The 5,615-nt window shown below is 72.7% G+C and carries 6 protein-coding genes; 3 read left to right on the plus strand and 3 right to left on the minus strand.

The genetic code is table 11. From position 1 onward, the window contains the following. Window positions 1-601: AfsA-related hotdog domain-containing protein (locus ACIQOV_RS24800; RefSeq protein WP_401051898.1), on the minus strand; the 601-nt coding region annotated here is incomplete at its 3' end. A 461-nt stretch (window positions 602-1,062) separates the two neighbouring features. Between ACIQOV_RS24800 and ACIQOV_RS24805 the strand changes: the two genes are divergently transcribed. Together ACIQOV_RS24805 and ACIQOV_RS24810 are read left to right on the plus strand one after the other, a co-directional pair. Then, entirely contained in the window at window positions 1,063-1,791 is a 729-nt protein-coding gene (locus ACIQOV_RS24805) for a ScbR family autoregulator-binding transcription factor (protein ID WP_401051901.1), read from the plus strand. A gap of 281 nt (window positions 1,792-2,072) precedes the next feature. Next, window positions 2,073-2,927 carry a BTAD domain-containing putative transcriptional regulator gene (locus ACIQOV_RS24810; protein WP_380541222.1) on the plus strand — a complete coding sequence of 285 codons (855 nt, stop codon included), beginning with the start codon at window positions 2,073-2,075 and terminating at the stop codon, window positions 2,925-2,927. A 111-nt stretch (window positions 2,928-3,038) separates the two neighbouring features. Here the strand turns inward: ACIQOV_RS24810 and ACIQOV_RS24815 are convergent, their stop codons facing one another. Together ACIQOV_RS24815 and ACIQOV_RS24820 are read right to left on the minus strand one after the other, a co-directional pair. Beyond that, on the minus strand, window positions 3,039-3,458 hold the full coding sequence (locus ACIQOV_RS24815; protein ID WP_401051903.1) for an SgcJ/EcaC family oxidoreductase: 420 nt from the start codon (window positions 3,456-3,458) through the stop codon (window positions 3,039-3,041). Window positions 3,459-3,492: 34 nt separating this feature from the next. After that, on the minus strand, window positions 3,493-4,212 hold the full coding sequence (locus ACIQOV_RS24820; RefSeq protein ID WP_401051905.1) for a TioE family transcriptional regulator: 720 nt from the start codon (window positions 4,210-4,212) through the stop codon (window positions 3,493-3,495). A gap of 144 nt (window positions 4,213-4,356) precedes the next feature. On the opposite strand from ACIQOV_RS24820, the gene ACIQOV_RS24825 reads away from it, so the two are divergent. Next, a complete protein-coding gene (locus ACIQOV_RS24825) occupies window positions 4,357-5,511 on the plus strand; it encodes an erythromycin esterase family protein (protein WP_401051908.1) in 1,155 nt (384 codons plus the stop codon). Window positions 5,512-5,615 lie beyond the last annotated feature (104 nt).

Consider the following 5,615-nt stretch of genomic DNA (forward strand, 5'->3'; position numbering starts at 1 on the left):
GCGCCGAGGGGTGCTCGGCGCCCTGGCGCCCCCGGCGCAGCCGCTGGTAGGTGGAGTCCGGGACGGTGGTGAACCGGGCGTACCCGGTGGCGGCGAGCTGGGCGCCCCGTCGGACGACGGTTTCCAGCGTGAAGTCGACCGTGGTGCCGGAGCGGCGCGGCTGGGCGAGGAGCTGGACCTCCAGGGTGAGGTCGGTCGGTGCCGCTCCGATCGGCAACTGCCGCGGCCGAGTGGTGTAGTCGAGGTTCCACATCATGAACTTGTGGTCGAGCGGTACACCGAACCGGGTGTGGGCAAGGTAGAGGCCGGCCTGGCGGATCGTTTCAGCTGCTTGCATCGGGTCGTGCCGGGTGCCGTCCGGCGTGCAGAAGAAGGTGTGCGCCCGCGGCCACTGCGCGGTGACGGCGAAGGCGGTGTCGGTCAGCTGTTCGCTGCCGGTGATGAAGACCTCGGCGTGGCAGGCCCGGTGCACGTACTCCTTGGCGACGGTGCTGGTCAGGCGAGGCGCCGGGGCCGCTGCTGCGGCGGGGCCGGGGATCGTCCGGGAGTCCGGGCCGGCGGCGAGGGCGGAGGCGGGCGTGCGGAAGGCAAGCAGAGTCATGGGGAGCGCTCCGAAAGGCCGTGATGGGCGGGGTGGGCTGCTCAGGGCTCGTAAGATACGTACCTACCGGTTTGGTTTTCAAGGAGCCAGAACAAAGGTTCGTCGGCGGCCGAGCGTGTTCGGCCGGGCACGGTGGGTGTGTGCCGGTCGCTGCCCCGAGATCAGGTTCACCGAATGGGCCTGCTTGACCTGTGGGAATGTCGATGGCCAAAGTTGTCAGGTCCATTGCTATGACTGGATCGTTCGTCGTCCCCCCGGGCACAAGTGGGAGCTGTTGCTCCGGATAGGGGGGCTGGCGGCGAGATGTCGGCCATCTGTTCGTCCCATACCGTCCACGCGGTTTTAGTCCACTTGAGGACGGCCCTATGTGACCTGGGATGCAGGGACCCCCGTCGACTGCGGCGGGTAAGATACGGGGTGTTTGGTTTTGTTTGCCGAGCGTTTCGGGTGGGGTGGTTGCGGTGGTGCGACAGGAGCGGGCGGTCCGGACGCGTCGGCTGATCCTGGAGGCGGCGGCGTCGGTCTTCGACGAGTACGGGTACGAGGGGGCGACGATCGGCGAGGTCGTGGCCCGCGCCGGGGTGACCCGCGGCGCGGTGTACTTCCACTTCGCCTCCAAGCGGGAGCTCGCCCAGGGGGTCGTGGAGGAGCAGTTCGGCCGGGACGAGATTCCCGAACGGCAATGCAAGCTCCAGGAGTTCGTGGACCTCGGGATGGTGGTCGCCCATCTCATGCCGCGCGACCCGGTCCTGAGCGCGGGTGCGCGGCTCTCCCTCGGCCAGGACGTGTTCGGAGACTTCAGCGGCGGTGCGGCGCCCGGCTGGATCCAGCGGGCCGAGAGCGTGCTGGAGACGGCGGGCCGGCGCGGTGAGCTGCTGCCCCAGGTGGTGCCCGCCGAGACGGCGTGGCTGGTCACCGGGGCCTGGACGGGGGTGCAGATCCAGTCCCAGAAGATGTCCGGCCGGGCGGATCTGGAGCGCCGGATCTCCGCGCTGTACCAGCATGTGATGCCCAGTATCGCGGTGCCCGGGGTGCTGGCCACGCTCGACCTCGCGGTGGACCGGGGCGCCCGGGTGGTCGCGGAGCTCGCGGCGGCCCGGGTGGCGGAGACCGGCTCGGACGGGGCGGGCGGGGCGGGCGGGGCGGATGGTCCGGACGGGGCGGGTGCGGCCGGCGTCGGACCGGCCTGAGTCGGGGCGCTCGGGGCGGCCCGGGTGGTCCGTGCGGGCCCCGTCCGAAGCGGTTCGAGGTCGGACGGGCGGTCCGGCGTCCGGTTCCAGTGGGGATTGCTCCGCCCAAAAACAAACAGCGCGTTCGGTTTTGTATTGACAAACCGTCTGTCCTGTTTTTGGATGGGCGTCGGGTGCTCGACCGACCTTCCAGCGGACCTGCGTGGACGGTGAGCAGCGGAGCACCCGCCCGGCCGGCGGCCGTCGGGGCCGCCGATCCGTCTGGATATGGGGTGGTCGTCGTGGAGATCCGGGTGCTGGGGTCTTTGGGGGTCCGACTGTGCGGGGCGTCGGTGGTGCCGTCGGCGCCGAAGCCGCGGCAGGTGCTCGCCCTGCTGGCGTTACGGGCCGATCAGGTCGTGCCGGCGGGAGTCCTCGCCGAGGAGCTGTGGTCCGGCCGCCCGCCGCGCAGTGCCCGCACCACCGTGCAGACCTATGTGCTCCAACTGCGCGACCTCATCGACCGGGCGCTCGCCCAGGGCGACGGCGGCCCGGGGGCCTCCTGCGCGAAGGACGTCCTGGTCACCTCGGCCGGCGGCTACATGCTGAACAGTGGCGGCGGACTGGTCGACCTCCAGGAGTTCGACCGCCTCGCCGGGCACGGCTACCGCGCCATGGACGGGGGCGACTTTCCGCTCGCCGCCCGCCAGTTGGCCGACGCGCTCGCGCTGTGGCGCGGACCGGCCTTCGCCGACGTCCCGGTCGGCGGCCAACTCGCCGTCGAGACCAGACGGTTGGAGGAGATCAGGCTCTGCGCACTGGACCAGCGGATCGAGGCCGACCTGCGACTCGGCCGGCACCGGGTGCTGCTCGCCGAACTCACCGTCCTGATCGACCGCTACCGCACCCATGAGAGCCTGCACGGCCAGTACATGATCGCGTTGCACCGCTCCGGCCGGCGGGGCGAGGCGCTGGAGGCCTACCAGCGTCTGCGGAACACTCTGGTAAGGGAGTTGGGCATGGAGCCGTCCGCGGCGCTGCGGCGGCTCCAGCGCTCCATCCTGCTCGCCGGCCCCGAACGCGCGGACCAGGAGCAGCCGGGCGCGCTCGCGGACGGCGCCGGCGCCCGCACCGCCCGGCTCACCCGGGTCGGCTGAGCCGGGCCGGTCGGGCCGGGTCGGCCGACCCGGGGCGCGGCGCCGGTGTCCGGCGGGGACGGGCAGGGGCGGGCAGGAGCGGGCAGGAGCGGACGGCGACGGACCCGGTGGCTATTCGGCGAGCACGCCGGTGTTCTGGCAGGCGTGCAGCAGCCACCGACCGTCATCCTGCCTGGTCATGACGTACAGTGGTGCGCCCTCCGAGTCCCCCTCCGGCGACCGGTAGACCTGGCGGACCTTGACGGCGGCCACGTCGGGGCGAAGGAACTGGATGTGCGCCGGCTCGTACGTGACGTCGCCGTCCCAGGTCGCGGCGGGCAGCACGGCACGGGTGAACTCGGCGATCGCGTCCAGGCCGAGGAGGACCTTGCCGTGCGCGGTGGTCCAGATCGCTTCGGGGTGGAACAGGGCGAGGAACGCGTCCGGGTCCTTGGTGCGCTGGGCGCGTTCGACGGCGGCCACGACCCGTTCGATGACCTGGATGTCCGCCTCGGGGGCGGCCTGCGCGTTGGCTGCTGCTTCGGTGTTCATGTGGATCACTCTGGTACCTCAAGTGGCCTTGAGGTCAAGCCGGTCGGGGCGTTCCGGTGCGCAGCCCCAGGTAGTCGTCGAGGCGGGCGGAGGCGGTGAGCATCGCCAGGCCCCGGGTGGTGAGGCGCTGCTGCCAGCCGTCCAGGGCGGCGGCGAGCTCGCCGGTGCCGCCCGCGGTACGGATCTGCCGCAGCACGGTGGCGATGTGGTCCAGCAGGTAGCCGCCCCGGCGGAGCAGGTGGGCGAGTTCGGCGTCCCGGACGTCGGCGGGGAGGTAGCGGCGGTGGCCGGTGGCGCGGTCCCGGGCCGGGGTGAGGATGCCGGCGGCCTCCCAGGCCCGCAGCGTCGCGGGGGTGACGCCGAGCCGGTGTGCGACCTCGCCGACGGAGCGGGGGCCGGGCGCTGCGGGGAGCCCGGTTCCGGCGGCGGCGCCGCCGGTCAGGTGGCCGACGGCCTCGCGGACGGCGGCGAGGGTCTCCCGGTCGCGCAGCAACTGGGCGTGGCCCCGGTCGAGTTCGGTGAGGGCTTCGCCGATCCGGTCGGCGTGGACGGCGGTCATGACCGAGCCCGCGGTCGGGTACCCGTACGCCGGGACGAGGGCGAGGTAGGCGCGCAGGGCGGCGGCGTGCAGCTCGGTGTAGATCCGGTATCCGGTGGGCGTGCGTTCGGCGGGCGGGAGGCAGCCGTCGCGCTCGTAGTTGCGGATCGCCTGGGTCGAGATGCCGTGCTCGCGCGCGAGGTCGGAGGGTCGCATGGTCGTCCGGTCGTCTCCCGTTCCGGGTCGGGTGGGGCGTGCGAAGCCGATCGATCGTTCGGGCTGTTTGAGGCTTTCGTCGGCGGCTGGGGGACAGAAGCGGGAAAAGTCTCAACCGTTCCTTCAAGGATACGCTTGAGGTCCATGAACCAGGACGTGTATGACTTCATCACCCCCGCGTGCGAGCTTCTGGGGCTGGGCGAGCCGACGCATCAGGAGCCGGCGTTCGGGCTGGTCCGCAACGAGCTGTTCGCCAGGCTGGTCGACCGGGGCTTCCGGTCGATCGCCCTGGAGACCGACCGGGTGGCCGCCCTCGCCGTGGACGCCTACGTCCGGGAGGGTGTCGGCACTCTCGAATCGGCGATGCGGAAGGGCTTCACGCACGGCTTCGGGGAACTCGCCCCCAACCGCCGACTCGTCGCCTGGATGCGGGAGTTCAATCGGCAGCGGCCGTCCGGGGAGCGGCTGGCCCTCCACGGCTTCGACATCCCGACCGAGAACACCAGCGCCCCCAGCCCGCGCCGCTACCTCGAACACGCCCGCGACTACCTGGGGCTCGACCTCGATGTCGCCGGTGTGGCGGGCGAGGACGAGCACTGGAGCCGTACGGAGGCGGTGATGGACCCGGCCCAGTCGCCGGGCGACACCGCCGACGCCGCCCGGCTGCGCTGCCTCGCCGACGACCTTCTCCTCCAACTCCACATGCGGGCACCGGAATTGATCGGATCGACCTCGCCGGCCGAGTGGTACGAGGCCCGCGCCCGGCTGGCCGCCGGTATCGGACTGCTGCGCTACCACGCCCAGTCGGCGGTCCGGGGCCGCACCCCGAGCGCCCGGATCAGCGCCCTGCTCGGCGTGCGGGACGCGCTGATGGCGCAGAACCTCCTCGACATCCGCGAGATCGAGGCCCGGCGCGGACCGACCCTGCTCTTCGCCCACAACCGGCACGTGCAGCGGAACCCGAGCGCCTGGGCGCTGGGCGAGCTGGACTGCCGGTGGACCGGCGCGGGCCACACCGTCGGCGCGCTGCTGGGCGAGCGCTACGCCTTCGTCGCCGGGAGCCTGGGGCGCAGCGAGGCGCTCGGACTGGCCGAGCCGGCGCCGGGGACGTACGAGGCCCACCTGCGGGGACGCGGTGCGGCCTGGGAGTTGACGGACACCGCACTGCCGGCCGACGCCCGTACCCGCACCGACACCGTCCCGCGGCAGGGCTACTTCCCGCTCGACCGGGAGGTGCTCGACGGCGCGGTCGCGCTGCTGCACATCGCCGACGGCGCGGCGGTGACGGCCGGAGCCTGAGCGGCCGCCGGTCCGGGGTAGGCCTGACGCAGGTGGGCCACCAGGGCGGCGGTCGGCGGCGAGGAGGGCTGTCCGGTCGGCCAGGCGAGCGCGATCCGGACCCG

The sequence above is a fragment of the Kitasatospora sp. NPDC091257 genome, from assembly GCF_044757675.1.
Classification (GTDB): Bacteria; Actinomycetota; Actinomycetes; order Streptomycetales; family Streptomycetaceae; genus Kitasatospora; species Kitasatospora lactacystinica.